This window comes from Kitasatospora sp. NPDC059646, from assembly GCF_042734615.1.
In the GTDB taxonomy this organism is placed as follows: Bacteria; Actinomycetota; Actinomycetes; order Streptomycetales; family Streptomycetaceae; genus Kitasatospora.
The window spans coordinates 105,901-125,751 of the sequence record NZ_JBHWDS010000012.1 but is presented as its reverse complement, the minus strand read 5'-3'; the positions used below and the strand labels follow the sequence as shown (position 1 = coordinate 125,751).

At 74.7% G+C, this 19,851-nt stretch carries 21 protein-coding genes; 15 read left to right on the top strand and 6 right to left on the bottom strand.

Annotated features, from left to right (window positions below; all coding sequences use genetic code 11):
- The first annotated feature begins 231 nt into the window (after positions 1 to 231).
- Positions 232 to 2,403: an RNA polymerase recycling motor ATPase HelR gene (gene helR, locus ACFV1L_RS11285; RefSeq protein WP_380364984.1), complete on the top strand. Its 2,172-nt coding sequence runs from the start codon at positions 232 to 234 to the stop codon at positions 2,401 to 2,403.
- Between the two features lie 16 nt (positions 2,404 to 2,419).
- On the opposite strand, the gene ACFV1L_RS11280 is transcribed toward helR, so the two are convergent.
- Complete coding sequence (locus ACFV1L_RS11280) at positions 2,420 to 3,034, bottom strand: dihydrofolate reductase family protein (RefSeq protein ID WP_380364983.1); 615 nt, start codon at positions 3,032 to 3,034, stop codon at positions 2,420 to 2,422.
- Positions 3,035 to 3,121: 87 nt separating this feature from the next.
- On the bottom strand, positions 3,122 to 3,847 hold the full coding sequence (locus ACFV1L_RS11275) for a hypothetical protein (RefSeq protein ID WP_380364982.1): 726 nt from the start codon (positions 3,845 to 3,847) through the stop codon (positions 3,122 to 3,124).
- A 160-nt stretch (positions 3,848 to 4,007) separates the two neighbouring features.
- On the opposite strand from ACFV1L_RS11275, the gene ACFV1L_RS11270 reads away from it, so the two are divergent.
- Positions 4,008 to 4,442, top strand: coding sequence for a low molecular weight phosphotyrosine protein phosphatase (locus ACFV1L_RS11270; RefSeq protein WP_380364981.1), 435 nt, complete (start codon positions 4,008 to 4,010; stop codon positions 4,440 to 4,442).
- A gap of 7 nt (positions 4,443 to 4,449) precedes the next feature.
- Here the strand turns inward: ACFV1L_RS11270 and ACFV1L_RS11265 are convergent, their stop codons facing one another.
- A complete protein-coding gene (locus ACFV1L_RS11265; protein WP_380364980.1) occupies positions 4,450 to 5,625 on the bottom strand; it encodes a glycosyltransferase in 1,176 nt (391 codons plus the stop codon).
- 111 nt (positions 5,626 to 5,736) lie between these two features.
- On the opposite strand from ACFV1L_RS11265, the gene ACFV1L_RS11260 reads away from it, so the two are divergent.
- Positions 5,737 to 6,672, top strand: a complete 936-nt coding sequence (locus tag ACFV1L_RS11260) for an alpha/beta hydrolase fold domain-containing protein (RefSeq protein WP_380364979.1) — start codon at positions 5,737 to 5,739, stop codon at positions 6,670 to 6,672.
- Between the two features lie 40 nt (positions 6,673 to 6,712).
- Here ACFV1L_RS11260 and ACFV1L_RS11255 read toward each other — a convergent pair whose 3' ends face one another.
- Positions 6,713 to 7,282, bottom strand: coding sequence for a pyridoxamine 5'-phosphate oxidase family protein (locus ACFV1L_RS11255; RefSeq protein WP_380364978.1), 570 nt, complete (start codon positions 7,280 to 7,282; stop codon positions 6,713 to 6,715).
- 205 nt (positions 7,283 to 7,487) lie between these two features.
- On the opposite strand from ACFV1L_RS11255, the gene ACFV1L_RS11250 reads away from it, so the two are divergent.
- From ACFV1L_RS11250 to ACFV1L_RS11225, 6 genes are all read left to right on the top strand, one after another.
- On the top strand, positions 7,488 to 8,405 hold the full coding sequence (locus tag ACFV1L_RS11250) for a metal-dependent hydrolase (RefSeq protein ID WP_380364977.1): 918 nt from the start codon (positions 7,488 to 7,490) through the stop codon (positions 8,403 to 8,405).
- A gap of 129 nt (positions 8,406 to 8,534) precedes the next feature.
- On the top strand, positions 8,535 to 9,620 hold the full coding sequence (locus ACFV1L_RS11245) for a PDR/VanB family oxidoreductase (RefSeq protein ID WP_380364976.1): 1,086 nt from the start codon (positions 8,535 to 8,537) through the stop codon (positions 9,618 to 9,620).
- 3 nt (positions 9,621 to 9,623) lie between these two features.
- Positions 9,624 to 10,472 (top strand): M24 family metallopeptidase, encoded by an 849-nt coding sequence (locus tag ACFV1L_RS11240; protein ID WP_380364975.1) that lies wholly within the window; start codon positions 9,624 to 9,626, stop codon positions 10,470 to 10,472.
- Positions 10,469 to 12,202: an SDR family oxidoreductase gene (locus ACFV1L_RS11235; protein ID WP_380364974.1), complete on the top strand. Its 1,734-nt coding sequence runs from the start codon at positions 10,469 to 10,471 to the stop codon at positions 12,200 to 12,202. The genes ACFV1L_RS11240 and ACFV1L_RS11235 overlap by 4 nt, the downstream gene beginning before the upstream one ends.
- 72 nt (positions 12,203 to 12,274) lie before the next feature.
- Positions 12,275 to 13,123 (top strand): DUF3626 domain-containing protein, encoded by an 849-nt coding sequence (locus ACFV1L_RS11230; RefSeq protein ID WP_380364973.1) that lies wholly within the window; start codon positions 12,275 to 12,277, stop codon positions 13,121 to 13,123.
- Between the two features lie 6 nt (positions 13,124 to 13,129).
- Positions 13,130 to 13,771: a LysE family translocator gene (locus tag ACFV1L_RS11225; protein WP_380364972.1), complete on the top strand. Its 642-nt coding sequence runs from the start codon at positions 13,130 to 13,132 to the stop codon at positions 13,769 to 13,771.
- Here ACFV1L_RS11225 and ACFV1L_RS11220 read toward each other — a convergent pair.
- On the bottom strand, positions 13,749 to 14,741 hold the full coding sequence (locus ACFV1L_RS11220; protein WP_380364971.1) for a helix-turn-helix transcriptional regulator: 993 nt from the start codon (positions 14,739 to 14,741) through the stop codon (positions 13,749 to 13,751). The genes ACFV1L_RS11225 and ACFV1L_RS11220 overlap by 23 nt on opposite strands.
- A gap of 101 nt (positions 14,742 to 14,842) precedes the next feature.
- Between ACFV1L_RS11220 and ACFV1L_RS11215 the strand changes: the two genes are divergently transcribed.
- A complete protein-coding gene (locus ACFV1L_RS11215) occupies positions 14,843 to 15,508 on the top strand; it encodes an alpha/beta fold hydrolase (RefSeq protein ID WP_380364970.1) in 666 nt (221 codons plus the stop codon).
- Between the two features lie 59 nt (positions 15,509 to 15,567).
- Here ACFV1L_RS11215 and ACFV1L_RS11210 read toward each other — a convergent pair whose 3' ends face one another.
- The gene (locus tag ACFV1L_RS11210; RefSeq protein ID WP_380364969.1) at positions 15,568 to 16,266 is read right to left on the bottom strand and encodes a FadR/GntR family transcriptional regulator; all 699 of its coding nucleotides are present in this window, start codon (positions 16,264 to 16,266) and stop codon (positions 15,568 to 15,570) included.
- Between the two features lie 76 nt (positions 16,267 to 16,342).
- On the opposite strand from ACFV1L_RS11210, the gene ACFV1L_RS11205 reads away from it, so the two are divergent.
- The 5 genes from ACFV1L_RS11205 (at position 16,343) to ACFV1L_RS11185 (ending at position 19,731) form a co-directional block, all read left to right on the top strand.
- On the top strand, positions 16,343 to 17,170 hold the full coding sequence (locus tag ACFV1L_RS11205) for a sterol desaturase family protein (RefSeq protein WP_380364968.1): 828 nt from the start codon (positions 16,343 to 16,345) through the stop codon (positions 17,168 to 17,170).
- A gap of 191 nt (positions 17,171 to 17,361) precedes the next feature.
- Entirely contained in the window at positions 17,362 to 17,493 is a 132-nt protein-coding gene (locus tag ACFV1L_RS11200; RefSeq protein WP_380364967.1) for a hypothetical protein, read from the top strand.
- 388 nt (positions 17,494 to 17,881) lie between these two features.
- Positions 17,882 to 18,004 carry a hypothetical protein gene (locus ACFV1L_RS11195; RefSeq protein WP_380364966.1) on the top strand — a complete coding sequence of 41 codons (123 nt, stop codon included), beginning with the start codon at positions 17,882 to 17,884 and terminating at the stop codon, positions 18,002 to 18,004.
- Positions 18,005 to 18,185: 181 nt separating this feature from the next.
- Positions 18,186 to 18,338: a hypothetical protein gene (locus ACFV1L_RS11190; protein WP_380364965.1), complete on the top strand. Its 153-nt coding sequence runs from the start codon at positions 18,186 to 18,188 to the stop codon at positions 18,336 to 18,338.
- Positions 18,339 to 18,483: 145 nt separating this feature from the next.
- The gene (locus ACFV1L_RS11185; RefSeq protein WP_380364964.1) at positions 18,484 to 19,731 is read left to right on the top strand and encodes an MFS transporter; all 1,248 of its coding nucleotides are present in this window, start codon (positions 18,484 to 18,486) and stop codon (positions 19,729 to 19,731) included.
- Positions 19,732 to 19,851: the final 120 nt, after the last annotated feature.

Below are 19,851 nucleotides of genomic sequence, written 5' to 3'. Positions count from 1 at the left end.
CGGACCGGCGGCGGCGGGGAACCGGGCGGGGGGAGGGACACCGGCCCGGACAGCAGAAAAGGCAGGGAGTCGATGCTCTCCTGCCGTTGTCAAACTTATACCGGACGGGGGGCCTTGCGGCAAGGCCCCCTCGATGCCGGACAATCGCTGATCTGAACCGGGGAACCCGTGCAAACAGCACAAACGGGGCATCGTGCGCGCAGCACCCGGCAGGGGATCGGAGTCCAGTACATGACGCAGCAGACGACCAGTTCCTTCGATCTGCCCGAGCGGCTCGCCGCCAAGGCGGACCCGGGCCTGATCGCCGATGACGACCGGCACTTCGCCGCCGTCGCAGCCACCCTCGAACAGGACATCGCCGAACTGACCGCCCGCCTCGACGAGATCCGGCGCAGCCCCGGCGGGGCCGGCCGCGCCGCCATGGACCGCGACAACGAGATCCACCAGCTCTCCTCGCGGCTGCGGACCCTGCGCCGTTTCGGCGCCGACCTGTGCCTCGGCCGGATCGTGCACGCCGACGCCACCGAACCCGTGTACATCGGCCGCCTCGGCCTCGCCGACGCCGACGGACGCCGGCTGCTCGTCGACTGGCGCTCGCCCGCCGCCGAACCGTTCTTCGCCGCCACCCACGCCAACCCGATGGGCCTGGCCAGCCGCCGCCGCTACCGCTGGCAGCGCGGCCGCATCGGCGACTACTGGGACGAGGTGTTCACCGCCGACGGGCTCGACGGCCACGCCGCGCTCGACGACCAGTCCGCGTTCATCGCCAGCCTCGGCTCGGCCCGCTCCGAGCGGATGCGCGACGTCCTCGCCACCATCCAGGCCGATCAGGACGCCATCATCCGGGCCGGCTCGCGCGGCGCCCTCGTCGTCGACGGCGGACCCGGCACCGGCAAGACCGTCGTCGCCCTGCACCGCACCGCCCACCTGCTGTACTCCGACCCGCGGCTCGGCCACCGCAAGGGCCGGGTCCTGTTCGTCGGCCCCCACCAGCCGTACCTGGCCTACGTCTCCGACGTGCTGCCCAGCCTCGGCGAGGAGGGCGTGCAGACCTGCACGCTGCGCGACCTGCTCCCCGAGGGCGCGGCCGTGGACGCCGAGCCCGATCCCGAGGCGGCCCGGCTGAAGGCCGACGCCCGGATCGTCGGCGCGATCGAACGGGCCGTCAAGGTCTACGAGGAGCCGCCCGCCGAGGGCCGCAAGCTCTCCACCGAGTGGTACGACCTGTGGATCGACCCGGAGGACTGGTCCGAGGCGTTCGCCGCCCCCGGCCCCGGCACCCCGCACAACGAGGCCCGCGAGATCATCCTCGACGAGCTCATCACCATCCTGCTCGACAAGAACGCCGACTCCTTCGACGAGGAGGAGGACGGCATCTCGCCCGAGGTGCTCCGCCGAGAACTGCGCCGCGACCCCGAACTCCTCGGGGCGCTGCGCCGCGCCTGGCCGATCCTCGAACCCACCGACCTGGTCGGCGACCTGTGGACCGTCCCCGCCTACCTGCGGCTGTGCGCGCCCTGGCTGAGCCGCGACGAGATCCGCACCCTGCAGCGCACCGACCCGGCCGCCTGGACGCTCTCCGACCTGCCGCTGCTGGACGCCGCGCGGCGACGCCTGGGCGACACCGACGCGGACCGCCGCCAGCGCGCCCACCGCGCCCGGCTCGCGGCCGAACGGGAGTTGATGGACGGCGTCGTCGACCACCTGCTGACCGCCGACGACGACGGCGAGGGCGCCGTCACCATGCTGCGCGGCGCGGACCTGCGCGAGGCGCTGATCGACCACTCCGACCCGGAGCCGGTCTCGCCCGACCTGCTGGCCGGCCCGTTCGCGCACATCGTCGTCGACGAGGCGCAGGAACTCACCGACGCCGAGTGGCAGATGCTGATCGCCCGCTGCCCGTCGCGGTCCTTCACCATCGTCGGCGACCGCGCCCAGGCCCGCCACGGCTTCACCGAGTCGTGGACCGAACGCCTGGAGCGGGCCGGCCTGGACCGCATCACCCTCACCTCACTGAGCGTCAACTACCGCACGCCCGAGGAGGTCATGGCCGAGGCCGAACCCGTCATCCGGGCCGCCCTCCCCGACGCCAACGTCCCCACCTCGGTCCGCCGCAGCGGCCTGCCCGTCCTGCACGGCGCCCCCGCCCTGCGCGACCCCCTGCTCGAACGCTGGCTCGCCGACCACCCCGAGGGCACCGCCTGCGTCATCGGCGACCCGACCTTCCCCGGCCTGCCCCGGGTCCGCTCCCTCACCCCCGAACTCGTCAAGGGCCTCGAGTTCGACCTGGTCGTCCTGGTCGACCCCGACTCCTTCGGCGACGGCATCGAGGGCGCGGTCGACCGCTACGTCGCCATGACCCGCGCCACCGGTCAACTCGCCGTCCTGCGCAGCCGGGGCTGACCGCCCCCCGCCGGCGTCAGACCGAGCTGAGGACGCGGTAGCGGAGGTGGGTGACGGTGGGGGAGGGGAGGACCTCGACGGGTTCCAGGGTGGCGCGGACGTCGTCGAGGAGGCGTTCGCCGGTGCCGAGGGTGACGGGGACGAGGTGGAGGACGAGTTCGTCGAGGAGGCCGGCCTGGAGGTACTGGCGGACGGTGGCGGCGCCGCCGGCGATCTCGACGTCCTGTTCGCCGGCGGCGGCACGGGCCCGGGTGAGGGCGGCCTCGATGCCGTCGGTGACGAACTCGAAGATGGTGCCGCCCTCCATCGGGAGGGGCCTGCGAGGGTAGTGGGTGAGGACGAACACCGGCGCGTGGTAAGGGGGTTCGGGGCCCCACCAGCCGGTCCAGCTCTCGTCCCAGGGGCCGCGGTGGGGGTCGAACATGTTCCGGCCCATGATGTGCGCGCCGGTGTTGGCGTGCAGTGCGCCGAGGAGGTGCGCGTCCTGCTCCCGCCCGGGCCGGTCGGTCTCGAACATCCAGGAGGTCAGCGCCTCCCGGGCGCCGGTGCCGAACGGGTGCTCCAGGCTCTGGTCGGGCCCGGCGGTGAACCCGTCCAGCGAGATGGCCATGTTGGCGGTGACGACTCCCACGAGGGCTCCCGGTGGTTTCGACGGCGCGGATGGTGCCACCTGTGATGCTAGGCAGCGGGGCCGCGGATCTCCGGGAGCCACGAGCGGTCAGCCGCGGGGCGGCGCGTCCTGCGGGACGGCGTCCGACGGCTCCGGGGCCTCGGGCGGGTCGAGTTCGATCCTGCGGTCGCCCGGGTTGTCCCGGAGGTAGCGGACGGTGGCCTTCGCCCCGACCCGCGGCGGCAGGTGCACCGGGAACTCGTACTGGGTGCGGACGACGGACTCCCCGTCCGCCCCGTCGGTGTAACGGAGCGTCAGGGAGACCGAGGTCCGGCCCCGGTGGTCGATCTCCGCCAGGGTCTTGCCCATCTCGGTGACCACGGCCCGGCGGGTCACCGCCTCGGCGGCGAACCGCCGCTCGTGCAGCGCCCGCTCCCGGGGCCGGTTCAGGTCGAACAGCCGCCCCGAGCGGTCGTCCCGGGCGGTGAACACCGCCCCCACCGCGGCGGCCAGCGCCACCGGCAGCGGCCACCCGGAGGGCATCCCGACCGCCGCGCCCACCGCGATGGTGACCACCGCGGCCAGCGAGGACGTCCAGCCCCCGAACACCGGGTGGATGTGCTCCAGGGTGTCCCGCCCGGCCGCGGCGAAGGCCATGAACGCGCCGTACGTCATCGCCGCCAGGGCCGCGGCGGCCGTCCCGTTCGGGGACTCCCGCCCGGTCAGCCAGCCGCCGCCCAGCCCGACGGCCACGGCGATCGCCAGGGCCACCCAGCGCGGCCAGAACAGCCGCGGCCACTTCCCCGCCGGCGGAATCGAACGTCCGTTTTCCATGATCCGGGATGGTAGCCGTTCGAGTCTCGACCGGTCGGGCCCCGCCGGTCGTCGGAGCCGATCCGCAACGCCGCCCCGGTGCGGCTGGCGGCCCCGGCGGACTCCTTGACGGAGGATCACCAGCGCACCGCCACGTTCCGTCCGCCCACCGGAGGCCCCGATGACCGCCAGCACGCCGCCCCGGCGCATCCTCACCGTCTGCCTCGGCAACTACTGCCGGAGCCCGTTCGCCGCCCGGGTGCTCGCGGACCTCGGGGGTGCGGCGGTGGAGGTCCGCTCCGCCGGGCTGGCCGCCGCGTGGCAGGAGGCGCACCCCGAGATGGTGGCCGTCGCCGCCGTGCTCGGCTACGACCTCACCGGCCACCGGCCCACCCGGGTCACCCGGGAGCTGATCGAGTGGGCCGACCTGGTCCTCGCCATGGACCAGTCGGTGCTGGACCGGCTCTACCCGCTCGCCGGCCCGGACAGCACCACCCCCATGCGCCTCTACCTCGACCACGACCGGGACGTGCCCGACCCGATGGGCCGCTCCGCCGTCGAATTCGCCTACTGCGCGCTGCTGATCGAGGCGGGAGCGGCCGTCCACCTGCCCTGACGGCGGGTCAGTCCCGCCGGGCGACCGACAGCAGGACGTCCACCAGGCGCTCCGCCGCGTCCGGGCGGCCGTGCTCGCGGGCCCGGGCCGCCAGCGCGGCGCGGCGGGCCGGATCGTCGAGCAGCGGGCCGAGCGCCGAGCGCAGGTCGTCCGGGCCGACCGCGCCGAGCAGCGCCACCGCCGCACCGGACTGCTGGAGGTGGGACGCGTTGTGGGCCTGCTCGTTGCCCGCCGAGGACGCCAGCGGGACGAACACCGCCGCCTTGCCCAGCGCCGTCAGCTCCGCGAGGGTGCCCGCGCCGCTGCGGCTGACCACCACGTCCGCCAGCGCCAGCACGTCCGGCAGCTCGGCGCCCATGAAGCCGGACAGGAAGTAGCGGCCCATCAGGTGCGCGGGCAGCTGCGCCGCCCGGGCATGCAGCGCGGCCTCGTTCGCCGGGCCGCACTGGTGGACGACGTTGGCCCGCTCCAGCAGCCACGGCAGGACGCCCGACACCAGGTCGTTGATCTGCGCCGAGCCCTGCGCGCCGCCCGTCACGTACACCGTCGGCAGCGCCCGGTCGAACCCGTACAGGCCCAGCGCCGCCACCGCCTTGTCCGGACGACCCGTCAGAACGGCCGGGCGGACCGGGTTCCCGGTCACCGCCGCGGTGCTCCGTGCGGACCCGGGCAGCAACGGCAGCGTCGACTCGGAGGAGACCGCGACCCGGCTCGCCGCCCGCGCCAGCACCTTGTTCGCCAGGCCCAGGCGCACCGTCTGCTCGTGCACCACCAGCGGCACCCGGCAGGAGCGCGCCGCCAGCCCGACCGGCACCGCCACGTACCCGCCCGTGGCCAGCACCACGTCCGGTCCGAACCGGGCGATCAGCCGCCGGGCCTGCACCGCGCCCAGCGGCACCCGGAACATGTCCCGCACGTTCGCCGGCGAGACCAGCTTCAACGGATTGCGGGAACGCCGGATCTTCCCGGTGGCGACCGGCTCGAACCGGATCCCCTCCGCCGGCGCCACCCGCGCCTCCAGGCCCTTCGCGGTACCGATCCACAGCACGTCGACGGCGCGGTGCTCGGCGGCCAGCCGCTCCTGCAGCGCCCGCACCGCCGTCAGCGCCGGGTAGGTGTGCCCGCCCGTACCGCCGCCCGTCACCACGAGCCGCAGGCTGCGGCGCCCCTGTTCGTCGACCACTGTGATGCCCCTCCACGTCGAAATTGATCACCTGTACGCGCTCCAGGGTGCACCCTTTCCTGGCGGACAGTCACATTTCGCCGGGCGGGGCCGGAGAGGGGCGGGCAGGAGATGCGCGAGGCGTACCTGGATCCGGAGGCGGCGGCCGCACTGGCGGCCCGTGGCGGGGTGCCCGCGCCGCTGACGGCGGAGCGGCTGACGGAGTGGCAGCGGGCCGACGCGGCCCGACGGCCGCGCCCGGCAGTGGCCGAACTGGCGGCCGGCGGACGGTTCGAGGTGGGCGAGGCGGACGGAGTGGTCTGGGCGCGGCCCGCCGGGCGGGCCGGGCGGCTGCCGGTGCTCCACTACCTGCACGGGGGCGGGCTGATCGGCGGCAACGCCTACGCCGTACTGCCGCGCGTGCTGCGGGAGTTGGCGGAGCCACTCGGACTGGCGGTGGTCTCGGTGGGGTACCCCCTGGCCCCCGGTGCCCGGTACCCGGAGCCGCTGCACGCCTGCCGGGACGCCCTGCGGTGGACGGTCGCCCACGCCGGCGCCCTGGGGGTCGACCCGGCCCGGGTGGTGCTCGCCGGCAAGAGCGCCGGCGGCGGACTGGCCGCCGCGCTCGCCCTCCTGCTGCGGGACCAGGGCGGCCCGCCGACGATCGGTCAACTCCTGCTCAGCCCGATGCTGGACGACCGGGGCGGGACGGCCTCCGCCCGCCAGCAGGCCGGCCGCGACACCTGGGACGCCACCTCCAACGCCACCGCCTGGCAGGCCGCCCTCGGCCACCGGTACGGCACGCCCGACCTCCCGCCGTACGCCGCACCCGCCCGGGCCACCGACCTCGCGGGCCTGCCGCCCGCCTACCTGGAGGTCGGCTCCGCCGAGACCTTCCGGGACGAGGTGGTGGCCTACGCCAACGCCCTGTGGCAGAGCGGCGGCAACGCCGAACTCCACGTCTGGCCCGGCGCGTACCACGGGTTCGACACCCTCGCCCCGAACGCCGCCGTCAGCCGGGCGGCGGTGGCGGCCCGCCAGGACTGGCTGCGCCGACTGCTGACCTGACGGTTCACCGGGAAGCGGCCGGACCCGGACCGGCCGCGGGTCAGCCCGGGACGTCGGCGGGGGTCCAGCCCGTGGACGTCCAGCCGCCGGGAGTGCGGGTGCAGCGGAGACGCCGGTGGGCGCGGTCCGGAGCGGCCTGCCAGAACTCCGCGGCGGCGGCGTGCAGGGCGTAGCAGTGCAGGGCGGGCGACGGGGTGAAGCAGTCCGGCGCCGGCCGGACCGGGCCGCGCAGGCGGACCTGGCGGCCGGGGCCGGGCCAGTAGACGGTGAGCGCGGCGTCCGGGCGGGCGGCCAGCTGGCGGGCCTTCGGGGAGTCGGGCTCGGTCCAGAAGTGCCAGGCGCCGGCGGTCGGGTCGACGTCGCGCAGGACGAGCACCCGGGCGTCCGGGCGGCCCTCGGCGTCGACCGTGGAGAGCGTCATCACCTGCGCGTCCGGGACGCCCGCCGCGAGGGCCTCCAGCAGCCAGGCCGTGAACAGGCCCGCCGGATCGGCAGGGATGGCCGGGTCCGGGGCCGGGTAGGTGTCGGCCGCGAGGACCGGGTGGGCGAGCAGGGCCCGGACCAGCGGGCCGGGTGCGGTGCGGGGGGTCCGGTGGGCGGGGTCGGTCACGGTGTCTCCAGGGGTGGTTCGGGGTTCACCCTATCGAGCGGCTTATTAGACACAATGTTGATAAGAACGGTCGAACCCCTTGTCGGGCCCACTACCCGCGAGTAGTTTGCCCGTGTGCCCACCCGGCCCCAGGCCTCCCCGAGGCCGGCCCGCCACCCGTCCCGCCCCGTCGCCATGTCCACCCGCAGGTACAGGAGGCACCCCCATGCCCCGCACCACCCCCTCCCGCAGCCTTCGGCCCGGGCAGCCCGCGTCCGTGCACGACAACCTCGTCCTCGAACCCCGCGACGTCCACTTCGACTGGTCGCAGCTGCCCCTGCACTGGATCCCCGACGAGCCGATGGCCACCCACACCATCAACGTCCTCCACCTGCTGCTGCCCGAAGGCGAACGCTGGTTCGTCAAGGTGTTCAAGGACGCGCTGCCGCTGATCCGCGACGACCAGCTGCGCGAAGAGGTGCTCGGCTTCATCGGCCAGGAGGCGATCCACGCCGAGGCCCACCAGGAAGTCCTCGACCACCTGCTCGCCCAGGGCCTCGACCCGCGGCCGTACGTCCGCCAGATCACCTGGCTGTTCCGCCGCGTCCTCGGCGACAAGCCCGGGCTGACCGCCCGTCAGCGCCGCGAGAACATCATCGAACGGGTCGCGTTCGTCGCCGCGATCGAGCACTTCACCGCGTTCCTCGGCAACTGGGCCCTCAACTCGCCCGGCCTGGACCGCGCCAAGGCCGACCCCACCATGGTCGACCTGCTGCGCTGGCACGGCGCGGAAGAGGTCGAACACCGGAGCGTGGCCTACGACCTGATGCGCCACCTGGACCCCGGCTACCTGCGACGCATCCGCGGCATGGCCGTCTCCGGACCGCTCCTGATCCACCTGTGGATCCGCGGCACCCGGTTCATGCTCGCCGCCGACCCCAGCCTGAACGGGAGCATCGTGCCGACGTGGCGCGAGGCGCAGAAGGCCGCGAAGCGGGGACTGCTCCCCGAACCCGCCCGGTTCCTCCGCTCGGCCCTCCGCTACTTCGCCCCCGGCTACCACCCCACCAACGAGGGCAGCTCCTCGCAGGCCCTGGCGTACTTGGCGAAGTCGCCGGCGGCGAGGGCCGCCGCCGCTCACTAGGCGAGTACGCAACCGGCGGCGCGCGGACGGTGCACCACCAGCGGCTGGGAGGCACCCCCACACGTCCCCGTCTGTGCGCGCCCCGCCCCTCCTCCTCCTGACGAAGCCTCACTCCCGGAGTCGCTCCCCATGGATCTCGAAACCCCGCCGCCGGACCTGTACGGCCGCCCTCGGGTCGATCGGATGTTCGCGCGGCTGACCGCGTTCGGTGATTGGTACAGCCCGGCGTTGGGGCGGCCGGGGTTGCGGCGGAGTCCGCGGCGCGCGGAGTCGCGGCCGGTGCCGCCGCTGTACCTGGTGGTGACGTCGCACCAGGTGGTGGCGGAGGACGTCGTGGAGGTGCGGCTCGCCGATCCCTCGGGGGGAAGGCTGCCGGAGTGGCAGCCGGGTGCGCGGGTGCTGGTGACGCTGCCGTCGGGGCGGGAGCGCCACTACTCGTTGTGCGGGGATCCGGCGGACCGGCACGGGTACCGGATCGCGGTGCGGCGGATCGCCGACGGCGGCGGCGGGTCGGTGGAGGTCCACGACGAGCTGCACGTCGGCCTGCGCCTGCGGGTGCGCCGGCCGCGGAACGGCTTCGCGTTCTGCGGGGAGCCGAAGGTGCTGTTCCTGGCCGGCGGCATCGGCATCACACCGCTGCTGCCGATGGCCCGGGCCGCCCAGCACGCGGGCATCGACTGGAAGTTGATCCACCTGGGCCGGACGGCCGCCGCGCTCCCGTTCACCGCCGAGCTGAAGGCCCTCGACCCGAGCCGGGTGGAGATCCGCACCGACGACGTGCACGGTCTCCCGGACGCCGCCGAGCTGCTCTCGCACGCGGCGCGCGACGCCGCGGTGTACGTGTGCGGCCCGGCGCCGATGCTGGGCGCGGTGCAGCGGGCGCTGGACGCGTCGCCCGCGGCGTCCCTGCACTTCGAGAGGTTCAGCGCCGCACCGATCGTTGACGGCAGGCCGTTCACGATCCGGCTGGGCGCGGACGGCGAGCCGGTGACCGTCCCCGCGGACCGCTCCGCGCTCGACGTCGCACGGGAGTTGAGGCCGGACCTGGCCTACTCGTGCAAGCAGGGCTTCTGCGGGACGTGCGTACTGAAGGTGTCCTCGGGGACGCCCGAGCACCGTGACCGCAGGCTGACCGAGGAGCAGCGGGCCGAGGGCCTGGTGCTGCCGTGCGTGTCCCGAGCCGCCGAGGGCGAGACCCTCGTCCTGGAGGTGTAGGCGATGGCCCAGAAGCAGCTGCCGCGGTTCCCGTTCGAGGAGCGGGACCTGGCGAGGTTCCGGGAGGTCCAGCAGCTCGCGTACCACTGCGCGGAGCAGGTCGCGGCGTGGATCGAGCCGGGCGTGACGGAGCGTCAGGCCACGGCCAGGCTGCGGCGCAGCCTGGTGCGGGCCGGCGTGCAGGACTTCTTCCACGTGCCGTTCGCGTGGTTCGGCGACCGGACCGCGTTCCGGCACTTCCACACCCCGCTGCAGTTCTTCGCCGGCTCGCGGGTGTTGAAGGAGGGCATGCCGTACGTGCTGGACTGCGCGCCGGTGGTGGACGGCTACACGGCCGACATCGGGTACGGCGGCAAGGTCGGCGAGAACGCGGTGTGGGACCGGCTGGCGCAGGACCTGAAGGTGTACCGGGAGCTGATCCTGCGTGAGGTGAAGGCGCGGAAGACGCTGTCCGAGGTGTACGCGGCGGTGGACGCGCAGATCGCCGAGCACGGCTACGACAACCGGCACCAGGTGTACCCGGGCCGGGTGATCGGCCACCAGGTCACCAGGACGACCGCGCGCGGTCCGGCGGGGGTGAACCTGTTCGGGTTCGGCGTGCGGACGCTGCAGACGCTGGGCCGCGAACTGGTGAAGGAGCGGCTGGAGGGCCGGTCCCCGCTGTGGGCCGGCGGCCGGGCCTCCCGGCACGCGCCGACGCCCGGACTGTGGGCGGTGGAACCGCACATCGGCTTCCGCGAGGTGGGCATCAAGTTCGAGGAGCTCCTCGTGGTCACCGACGACGATGTGTACTGGCTCGACGACGACCTGCCGCACGTGCGGCGCTGGGCACTCCTGGAGGATGCAGCATGACCGGCCGCAGCACCGAGATCCGCCGCCGCACCGTCGACTCCGGCGGGCTGGAGCTCGCCGTCTACGAGCAGGGCGACCCGGCGAACCCGACCGTGCTGATGGTGCACGGGTACCCCGACGACCACAGCGTCTGGGACGACGTCGCCGCCGACCTCGCCGCCGACCACCACGTGGTGCGCTACGACACCCGCGGCGCCGGCGCCTCCGGGGTGCCGGCCCGGCGGGAGGACTACCGGCTGGAACTGCTCGGCCAGGACCTGTTCGCCGTCGCCGACGCCGTCAGCCCCGACCGGCCGGTGCACGTGGTCGCGCACGACTGGGGCAGCGTGCAGTCCTGGGAGGCGGTCACCGCCCCCGGCTCGTACCGGCGGATCGCCAGCTACACCACCATGTCCGGCCCGTGCCTGGACCACATGGGCCACTGGATCCGGCACCGGCTGCGCCGCCCGACGCCCCGTCACGTCTCCCAACTGCTCCGCCAGGGACTGCACTCCTGGTACATCGGCCTGTTCCACCTGCCGGTCCTCGCGCCCGCCGCCTGGAAGCTCGGCCTGGCCCGGCTGTGGCCCCGGGTGCTGAACGACCTGGAGGCCGTCCGCCCGCGCCCCGGTCACCCGCAGCCGACGCTCGCCAAGGACGCCGTGCACGGCATCGAGCTGTACCGGGCCAACATGCGGCCCTCGGTGGCCAGGCCGCGCGAGCGCCGCACCGAGGTCCCCGTCCAGCTGATCACCCTGCAGCGCGACAACTACGTCTCGGAGTTCCTCTCCGAGGGCCTGGAGCAGTGGGTGCCCCGGCTGACCCGCCGCAGCCTGAACGCCACCCACTGGTCGGCGCTGCTGGAGAAGGGCCCGTCGGTCGCCGCGATGGTCCGCGAGTTCGCCGCCCGCGACCACGGCGCGCTGCGCCAGGAGCCGTCCGGCAGCGGCGAGTTGGTGGTCGTCACCGGTGGCGGCTCGGGCATCGGCCGGGCCACCGCGCTGGCCTTCGCCGACCAGGGCGCCCGGGTGGTGGTCTGCGACCGCGACCTGCCCGCCGCGCAGCGCACCGCCGAACTGTGCGCGCTGTCCGGCGTCAAGTCCGGCGCGTACCAGGTGGACGTGAGCGACGGCGCGGCCGTGGACGCGTTCGCCAAGCAGGTCGCCGCCGACTTCGGCGTCCCCGACGTGGTGGTCAACAACGCGGGCATCGGCCACTCCGGCACCTTCCTGCAGACCACCGAGGAGGAGTGGCGGCGCGTCCTTGACGTCAACCTGTGGGGCGTCATCCACGGCTGCCGCGCGTTCGGGCAGCTGATGGTCGACCACGGACGGGGCGGACACCTCGTCAACCTGGCGTCCGCCGCCGCCTACCTGCCGTCCAAGGTGCTGGCCGCGTACGCCACGTCGAAGTCCGCGGTGTTCATGCTGTCCGACTGCCTGCGGGCCGAACTCGCCGCGCACCGGATCGGCGTCTCCACCATCTGCCCCGGCATCGTCAACACCAACATCACCCGCACCTCCACCTTCTCCGGCCTCGGCGAGGAGGAGCAGGCCGCCCGGCAGGCCCGGGTCTCCAAGATGTACGCCCGCCGCGGCTTCCCGCCGGAGAAGGTCGCCGCCGAGATCGTCCGCGCCGTCCGCACCGGCAGGGCCGTCGTCCCCGTGACGGTCGAGGCCAAGGCCGCCCGCCTGCTCGGCCGGCTCAGCCCCGGCCTGCTCCGCAGGGCCGCCCGGCTCGACGTCGGCTGACGGACGGTCAGCGGGACGTGCGGCGCGGCCGGAGCGTAAACCGGCTGCGCCGCACAGGTGTCCGAGGCGAGAATGCGCCGCATGGACACGCCCGAAACCCGAGCCCTGCGGCACGTCGCCGCCCGCAGCAGCGGCGGCCCGCTGCCCGCCGGCCTCGACGTCACGCTCAACTTCCACCCCGACCGGGCGGGCCTCGACGGCGTGCCGATCCTCGAATCGCTGGCCCGGGACGGCGTCTACCGCTCCCAGTTCTCCACCGGCACCAGCAACGGCGGGCTCACCGCCCACCCCGGCGGCGACCGGTGGGCCTGGGAGAGCCGGATCTTCGGCGGCGCCTACGACGACGCCCCCGCCGAGCGCCGCCCCGTCTACGGCGCGCTCAACCACCTGCGCAGCCCCTACGGCGGCGCACCCCGGTTCGGCTCCGCGCACTTCCGCCTCGCCCCCGCCGCCCTGCACCGCGCCACCTTCTGCTACCCCGACAGCGTCTTCGAACCCGAACACTTCGGCACCGCCGAGGCGACGGCCCTGCTCGCCGTCGCCGAGGCCGACGAGCAGGACCTGCTGGACGCCTACGTGGAGGCCCAACTGCACGGCCCCGTCCGGCTCGCCGCCCACCTCGACGCGCTGGTGCTCGACCCCTGCTACCGCGGCACCGCCGTCGAGACCGCCGCCCGCGCCCTGCCCTGCCGCCTCGAATGGCACCCCGGCCACCGGCTCACCGCCGACGAACTCGCCCACCGCGCCGACATCGCCGACTACCGGGGACCGCACATCGCCGCCCTCGGCGCGAGGATCGCCCGCGACGGCGTGCTCGACCCGGCCGCCATCGGCGCCGCCGTCCACGACGGCCGCCACGACCCGCAGGAGCTGAAACGGGTCTGGCACTGCCTGGCCCGGTTCGGCCGGCCCGTAGACTGACAGCCCATGGACCTGACAGCCATGGCCGCCCCCCTCGCCTCCTTCGCGCTCGTGGTGGGCCTGCTCACCCTCACCCCCGGCGTCGACACCGCCCTCATCCTCCGCACCGCCGCCCTCGGACACCGCCGCCGCGCCTGGGGCGTCGTCCTCGGCATCCAGACCGGCACCATGATCTGGGGCACCGCATCCGCGGCCGGCCTCAGCGTGCTGCTCACCGCCTCCCGCCTCGCGTACGAGACGCTGCGCTGGGCCGGCGTCTGCTACCTGTTGTGGATGGGCGTCCAACTGCTGCGCACCCGCCACCGGGAGGCGGCCCCGGCCGACGAGCCGTCGGACCGGGGCAACGGCGGCGGCCTGTGGGCCGGTTGGCGGCGCGGCACGGTCACCAACCTGCTCAACCCGAAGGTCGGGGTGTTCTACGTCGCGGTGCTGCCGCCGTTCATCCCGGCCGGCCAGCCGCACCTGGCCGCCGGTGTCCTGCTCACCTCCGTGCACGTGCTCGAAGGCGCGCTGTGGTCCGCCGTCCTGATCGGCTTCGCCCACACCCTGCGCAGCTGGCTGCGCCGCCCCGCCGCGCGACGCGTGCTCGACCGCGTCACCGGCACCGCCGTGCTCGGCTTCGGCGTCAAGCTCGCACTGACCGACTGACATCCCCGCCCGCCGGATCCGCCACCGCGGCGGCCAGGCGGGCGGCCGCCGCGGCGACCGCCGAGCGCAGTTCGGCGCCGCCCAGCACCCGGAAGCCGAACGGGACGCCGCCCAGCCACTCCTGCGCGTACATCGCCGGATTGCGGGTGCTGCCGCGCAGCACGCACCGCTCGCCGGCCGCCTCCAGCCGGCCCATCGGGGCACTGACCCACGGGGCGACCTGCTCCAGCGGGGCGTCGAACAGCACGTGGGCCGGGAAGGCCCAGCCGGTGCCGAGGTGCGCCTCCAGCACGGCGACCGGGTCGAGGCCGTCCGGCATCCGGAAGGCCGTGGCGGTCTCCTCGGCCGTCCCGATCCGGTCGATCCGGTAGGTGCGCAGGGCGTCCGAACGGTGCGAGTGGCAGAGCAGGTACCAGCGGGCCCGGCGCACCACCACCGCCCACGGATCCACCTCGGCCCGCCACTCGTCGCCGTCCGCGCTCCGGTACGTGATCACCGCGCGCCGCCGCCGCGCCACCGCCTCCACCAGGGTGTTCGTCACCGCCGGGTCCGCGTGCACCGCCCGCGGGTCCGGTGCGGCGGCGGCGTGCTCGCGCAGCGCCGCCGCCTGCCGGCCGACCTCCTCCGGCAGCACCCGCACCACCTTGTCCAGCGCCGAGCCGACCGGATCCCCGGGATCGGTCGCGGCCGGGCGGGCGTCCAGCACCGCCATCACCAGCCCCAGCGCCTCGGCCTGAGTGAACGTCACCGGCGCGAGCCGCGTCCCGCGCCGCAGCCGGTAGCCGCCGTGCGGTCCGCGCTCCGACTCCACCGGGATCCCGGCCTCCCGCAGGATCGCCACGTACCGCCGCGCCGCCCGGTCCGTCACGCCCAGCCGCTCCGCCAGCTCCTCCGACGTGGTGCCCGGGCGGGCCCGCAGGATCTCCAGCGTGCGCAGCGCCCGGGCGGTGGGGCTGGTTCCGGTCGACATGTCCGGCAGCCTAGACGGATCACCGTTCAATCAGGAAGCCGATCGTCCTGAACCGCTCCTAGCCTTGCCGTCGTACCCCTTCCCACCTGTGGAGCTCACTCATGGACATCCTGTTGATCGGCGGCCTCTGGCTGGACGGCACCGCCTGGGACGCCGTCACCCCGACGCTGCGCGAACTCGGCCACCGCCCCCGGGCCTTGACGCTGCCGGCCACCTCCTCGACCGCCCTGGACGACCAACTCGCCGCCGTCCTCGCCGCGGTGGACGCCGCGCCCGGGCCCGTCCTGCTGGTCGCCCACTCGGCCGCCTGCACCCTCGGCCGGCTGGCCGTCGACGCCCGCCCCGAACGGATCGCCACGCTCGTCCTGGTCGGCGGCTACCCGCAGCCGGACGGCGGGCGCTACGCCGAGTTCTTCGACATCCGCGACGGTTTCATGCCGTTCCCCGGCTGGGCCGCGTTCGAGGGCCCCGACAGTGCGGACCTCGACGAGGGCCTGCGGCAGCGGATCGCCGCCGCCGCCGTCCCCGTCCCCGAGCAGGTGGCCCGCGGCCCCGTCCGCTACAGCGACCCCCGTCGGCACGACGTCCCGGTCATGATGGTCTGCCCCGAGTTCAGCCCCGCCCAGGTCCGCGCCTGGGTCGCCGAGGGCCACGTCCCCGAACTCGCCGCCGCCAAGCACATCGAGTACCACGACTTCGACTCCGGCCACTGGCCGATGTTCACCAAGCCCGCCGAACTCGCCCGTCTGCTCCACACCTTCGCCTGACGGCCCGGGCGCAGCGGGACTCGGCAGCGGGGCCCCGCGGCAGCCCCCCCGGCGCCGCGCTACTTCGGAGCGGTGGCGGGGACCGAGGAGTCGAGCAGGCGGCGGGCGGTCCCGCCGGCGGCGGCCGCGTCGCCGCGGCGGATGGCGTGGGCGATCTCCGCCAGCTCGTCCGTGCGGCGGGACTCCTCGCGCAGGGCCGTGACGAAGACCTGCGCGGCCGGCGAGTCGCCGATGGCGTCGAGGCCGGAGAGCAGGGTGTTGAGGGCGAGCCGGTAGGGGAGGGAGGCGGTGCCGGCGACGAGGGCGGTCCAGTAGGCGGCGCTGGTGGCGGCGAGTTCGGCGTCGGACATGCCGTCGTGGGGGAGCAGGTCGAGCAGGGCGGCGCCGACCGCGGGGGAGCGTTCGGCGCAGAGGCGGGCGGCGTCGGCGCCGATGCAGGCGCGGAGTTCGAGGACGCCGGTGGTGGCTTCGTCGTTCAACCGGCCGGGTCCGGCGACCAGTTCGGGGAGCAGGTCGAGGCCGGCGTGGTCGGGGATGTTCAGGACGCGGGTGGCGCCGCCCTGCTGGACCTCGACCAGCCTGGCCTGCTGGAGGCGCTTGATGGCTTCGCGGACGGCGTGGCGGTTGGCGCCGAAGGTCTCGGCGAGTTCGCGCTCGGACGGGAGGGCGCCGGTGAGCGTGCCGTCGAGGATGGCGTCCATCAGCTGACGGTGGATCTGGCCGGAGAGCGGCAGGGCGCCCACGGGTCGGAGGTTCACGCCGACAGCATATCCGTGCGGTCCGGAGCAGATTGCTGATTGTCTGGTTGGACCAGTAACCCTATGCTCGCGGCTCATGGACCTCGCATCGCTCGTACTCTGGCTCTCCGCGCCGGTGTTCCTCCTCGGCATGCTCGTCGAACTGTTCGTGCTCCGCAGACGCCGGCTGCCCGGCTACGACAGGCGCGACGCACTGCTGAACATCGCGACCGCCGTCGGCAACCAACTGGTCGCCGCGCCATGGGCGGTGGTCGAGGCCGCGGTGCTGCTGCGGCTGCACTCGGCGGTCCCCTGGCAGCTCACCGGGTGGCCGGCCTGGGTGGCCGGGATGCTCGCCGTGGACTTCGCGTACTACTGGTTCCACCGCGCCCACCACGAGATACGGGTGCTCTGGGCGGTGCACGTGGTGCACCACAGCAGCGAGCAGTACAACCTCTCCGTCGCGCTGCGGCAGCCGTTCCTGCTGGCCGTCACCGCGCTGCCGTTCCTGCTGCCGGTGGTGCTGGTCGGCGTCCGCCCGGAGGTGCTGACGGCCTGCTTCGCGCTCAACCTGGTCTACCAGTTCTTCGTCCACACCGAACTGGTCGACCGGCTGTGGGCGCCCGTCGAGTTCGTGTTCAACACGCCGAGCCACCACCGCGCCCACCACGGCTCGCAGGGCCAGTACCTCGACAAGAACTACGGCGGCATCCTGATCGTGTGGGACCGGCTGTTCGGAACCTTCCAGCCCGAGGGCGAGCGGGTCCGCTACGGCCTGACCAAGAACATCGGCACCTACAACATCCTGCGCGTGCAGACCCACGAACTCGCCGCGATCGTCCGCGACGTGCTCGGCGCCCGGCGCTGGTCCGACCGGATCGGGTACGTGCTGCGCGGCCCGGGCTGGGCGCCCGAACCGCACTGACGGACCGGGGCCCGCGACCCCGGTGCAGTACCTGGGCGCCGCACAGGGTGTTCGGGTACGGGCCGTCGACGAACTGCTGCGCGGGCGTGCCGTTGCAGCCGTACAGGTTGGTCCAGGGGCCGTCGGCAGTGGCGGCGTCGGTGACGTCCCGGCACTCGCCGAGGACGTGCAGCGAGCCGTCGGTGCCGCGGGTGAACGCCTGGTTCGCGGTGCCGGTGCAGTCCGACAGCCGGGCGTCGGTGACGTTCGCGGTGCCGCCGTCCTCGATGTCGGCGCACATCCGCCGGCCGGCTGCGTTCGCCACCGCGGACACCAGTGCCTGACGGGCCGGCAGCGCCACGGAGTTCGCGGCCGGGCCGGGCCGGTCGCCGGCGGCAGCGGGATGCTGCTGATCGCGCCGGTCACGGTGTCGCGCACCCACAGGGCGGGGCCGCCGGCCACCAGCCCGGGAGACCGCAGGGTGAACCCGCTCCAACTCTCGCCGGCCCGGCCGGGTTCCACGCCCGGGGCGAGCTTGCAGCCGCCGAGCGGAGCGCCGGGGTAGTGGCGCAGGTGCCCGTTCTCCACGGTGACCGGGCCGGGCCGGCCGGGGTCGGTCGACGAGGCGTCGACCCCGGCCACCGGCTCGGCCCGGTAGCCGGCCGGGGCAGGCTGTTGTCGTCCAGGCTGTACCGGAACTCCCGTACGCCGCCGGCCAGGCAGGAGCCGCGGGTGCAGCCGCCCGGCACCGGGTCGGTGCTGGTGACGCGGATCCGCGCGCCCGGGTCGCCGGCCTGGCCGGACGGCTCGATGCCGCTGCCGATCGGCGGGAACACCGTGGACGGCGCGACATAGGCGAGCGACGGCGCGCTCAGGTCGACGTCGACGTAGCGGACTTGCTGGGAGTGGCAGGCCCGGGCGGGCTGCCGGGGCACGGACAGCTCCGTGTGCTTCGCGCCGACCGGCGAGCAGGGCGGCGACCGTCGCAGGCGCGAACGGCGCGCCCGGTCCGTCTGCCGGCTGCCGGCTCTGCCCCGTGCGAGCCGGCGGCGCGGCCTTCGGCGTCCAGGGCGGCGCGGCCTTCGGCGTCCGGGGCGGCCTCACCGCGTCCGACCAGGGCCCGGTCCGGCCCCGGTGCGTCCGGGGCGGCCTCACCGCGTCCGACCAGGGCCTGGTCCGGCCCCGGTGACCGCGCCCGCCACGGTCATCTCCCACAGAGATGACAGTTGTCGCCGATCATCGCGCCCGGGCGGGAAGCGAACGCCGGGGCCGGACGCTCTCACAGCTGCGCGCCGCGAACGCCGCAGCGCGAACGACCACTCCGGAAGGCAGACATGGCCACCTCACCGAACGTCAGCACCCCCTCAGCGCCGACCGCACCGGCCGCGCCGGCCGCACCGGCCGCCGCCCGGGCCGGTGACGGAGTGCCCGGCGGGCTCGTCGCGCTGCTCGCCGTCTCCACCGGCATGACCGCCGCCAACCTCTACTACGCGCAGCCGCTGCTGGCCCGCCTCGCCGAGGTGTTCCACGTCGGGACGGCCACCGCGGGCGCGCTGGTGACGGCCACTCAGATCGGCTACGTGCTGGGCATGCTGTTCCTGGTGCCGCTCGGCGACCGGTTCGAGAAGCGGCGGCTGGTGGCCGTGCTGCTGCTCGTCACCAGCGCGGCGATGGCCGTCGCCGGCACCGCCGGCAGCTTCCCGGTGCTGCTGGCCGCCTCGCTGGTCAGCGGCGGGACCTCGGTGGTCGCACAGATCCTGGTCCCGTTCGCGGCCGGCCTCGCCCCCGACCACGCCCGCGGGCGGACCGTCGGCCGGGTGATGGCCGGACTGCTCACCGGCATCCTGCTCTCCCGCACCCTGAGCAGCCTGGTCGCCGACGCCGCCGGCTGGCGGGCGGTCTACCTCGGCTCGGCCGTGCTGACGACGGTGCTCGCCGCCGCCCTCTACCGCGCCCTGCCCCGCCACGCCGCCACCACCGACCTGCCCTACCACCACGTGCTGCGCTCCACCGCCCGGCTGGTGCGCACCCACCCCGCACTGCTCAAGCGCGGCCTCTACCAGGCGGCCGTGTTCGGCTCGTTCAGCGCCTTCTGGACCACCGTCTCGTTCCAGCTCACCGGCCCGGCGTTCGGCTACTCCGAGGCGGGCGTCGGCCTGTTCGCGCTGGTCGGCGCGGCCGGCGCGCTGGTCGCCCCGGCAGCCGGACGCTGGGCCGACCGCGGCCTCGGCCGCCCGCTCACCGGCGCGGCCCTGCTGACCGCCTCCCTCGGCGCCCTGCTGGCCGGCCTCGGCGGGCACCACATCCTGCTGCTCGCCCTCGCCGCGATCGTCATCGACATCGCCGTCCAGACCACCCTCATCCTCGGCCAGCACGTCGTCTACCAACTCGACCCCGCCGCCCGCGCCCGACTCAACAGCGTCTTCATCGCCACCTTCTTCCTCGGCGGCGCCCTCGGCTCCGAACTCGGCACCCTCGCCTACCACGCGGGCGGTTGGTGGGCGGTGGCCGGTTTCGCCGCGCTGCTGCCGCTTCCGGCGCTGGCGCATTGGGCGACGGACCGCAAGAGCTTGGCGAGTTGAGGCGGCGGGGGTGTCGGTTCCGCTGCGCGGGGCCGGCGGGCCGGTCGAGGGAGTGGCGGCGTGCTGGGCTCCGAACTCGGCACCCTCGCCTACCACGCGGGCGGTTGGTGGGCGGTGGCC